Below are 1957 nucleotides of genomic sequence, written 5' to 3' on the forward strand. Positions count from 1 at the left end.
ATGGCAAAGGGTAAGTTCGAACGCACCAAGCCCCACGTTAACGTGGGCACGATTGGTCACGTTGACCACGGCAAGACGACGCTGACGGCGGCGCTGACGAAGATCGGCGCGGAGCGTTTCGGTGGCGAGTTCAAGGCCTATGACGCGATCGACGCGGCGCCGGAAGAGAAGGCGCGCGGCATCACGATCTCCACGGCCCACGTGGAATATGAATCCGCTTCGCGCCACTACGCGCACGTGGATTGCCCGGGCCACGCCGACTACGTGAAGAACATGATCACCGGTGCTGCCCAGATGGACGGCGCGATCCTGGTGTGCTCGGCCGCCGACGGCCCGATGCCGCAGACGCGCGAGCACATCCTGCTGTCGCGCCAGGTGGGCGTGCCGTACATCGTCGTGTTCCTGAACAAGGCCGACATGGTGGACGACGCCGAGCTGCTGGAGCTGGTGGAGATGGAAGTCCGCGAGCTGCTGAGCAAGTACGAGTTCCCGGGCGACGACACCCCGATCATCTCGGGCTCGGCCCGCCTGGCGCTGGAAGGCGACCAGAGCGAGATCGGCGTGCCGGCGATCCTGAAGCTGGTCGATGCGCTGGACACCTGGATCCCGACCCCGGAGCGTGACGTCGACAAGCCGTTCTTGATGCCGGTGGAAGACGTGTTCTCGATCTCGGGCCGCGGCACCGTGGTGACCGGCCGTATCGAGCGCGGCGTGATCAAGGTGGGCGAGGAAATCGAGATCGTCGGTATCCGTCCGACCCAGAAGACCACGGTCACGGGCGTGGAAATGTTCCGCAAGCTGCTGGACCAGGGCCAGGCGGGCGACAACGCCGGTCTGCTGCTGCGCGGCACCAAGCGTGACGACGTTGAGCGTGGCCAGGTGCTGGCCAAGCCGGGTTCGATCACCCCGCACACCGAGTTCGAAGCCGAAGTCTACGTGCTGAGCAAGGACGAAGGCGGCCGTCACACCCCGTTCTTCAAGGGCTACCGTCCGCAGTTCTACTTCCGCACGACCGACATCACCGGTGCGGTGACGCTGCCGGAAGGCGTGGAAATGGTCATGCCGGGCGACAACATCAAGATGGTGGTCACCCTGATCAACCCGGTGGCGATGGACGAAGGCCTGCGTTTCGCGATCCGCGAAGGCGGCCGTACGGTCGGCGCCGGCGTGGTGGCCAAGATCATCAAGTGACGTCCTGATCCGGACGGGCCAGCCCGTCCGGCTTCCTTGGGCCGTCATTCCCGCGCAGGCTGGGATCCAGCGCCTGATGAAGCGACAAGGGCGGACCGGACCTCGGTCCGCCTATTTTTTGCAGAAATCCATTCGTTTCGCGCGATGGATGCTGCAAAACAGCAGAACCTGCGCTATTATGCGCGCCCCTTGAGGGCCTCCTGGCCCGACAGGACTCGCATGATCCGCCAGCGCCCCCTGGGAGGCCGCTGGTTCTACCGCGAAAAGAGGTGCAGGAAGCGCCTCGTGTTCGCCAGACACGGAGTGTCGCGTGCCTTCCTGCCGGCCCTCGGGCCGAGGCGGGGTGCCCCGGTGGTTGACGGGGCCTGTCACGCGTCCTATACTTTCATGTCTGGGCGGGCCGGTTTACCGGCCTGCCTAGTTTTTCAGGAAGATCCCCAGCCGATTCCGGCGCTATCCGACCGTGGAGTCCACGCGGCCGGCGGGGAACTGGAACAGCTTGGACTAACCGGGGCAAGGCATCCCAGAGGCCGCGCCCGTCGCTCTTTAACGAAGGAACACCGTCATGGCGGACCAAAAGATCCGAATCCGGCTCAAGGCGTACGATCATCGTCTGATCGACCGCTCGGCCAGCGAGATCGTCGAGACAGCCAAGCGGACCGGCGCGCAAGTGCGCGGCCCGATCCCGCTGCCGACCAAGATCGAGCGCTACACCATCCTGGTTTCCCCGCACGTCGACAAGGACGCGCGTGACCAGTACGAAACC

At 64.9% G+C, this 1957-nt stretch carries 2 protein-coding genes; both read left to right on the forward strand.

Going from position 1 to position 1957, the window contains the following annotated elements; translation table 11 throughout:
* Entirely contained in the window at window positions 1-1191 is a 1191-nt protein-coding gene (gene tuf, locus AC04L7_RS17665; protein WP_192272445.1) for an elongation factor Tu, read from the forward strand.
* 565 nt (window positions 1192-1756) lie between these two features.
* Window positions 1757-1957: 30S ribosomal protein S10 (gene rpsJ, locus AC04L7_RS17670; protein ID WP_475513563.1), on the forward strand; the 201-nt coding region annotated here is incomplete at its 3' end.

It is taken from the genome of Pseudoxanthomonas sp. LjRoot204_2 (assembly GCF_056175765.1).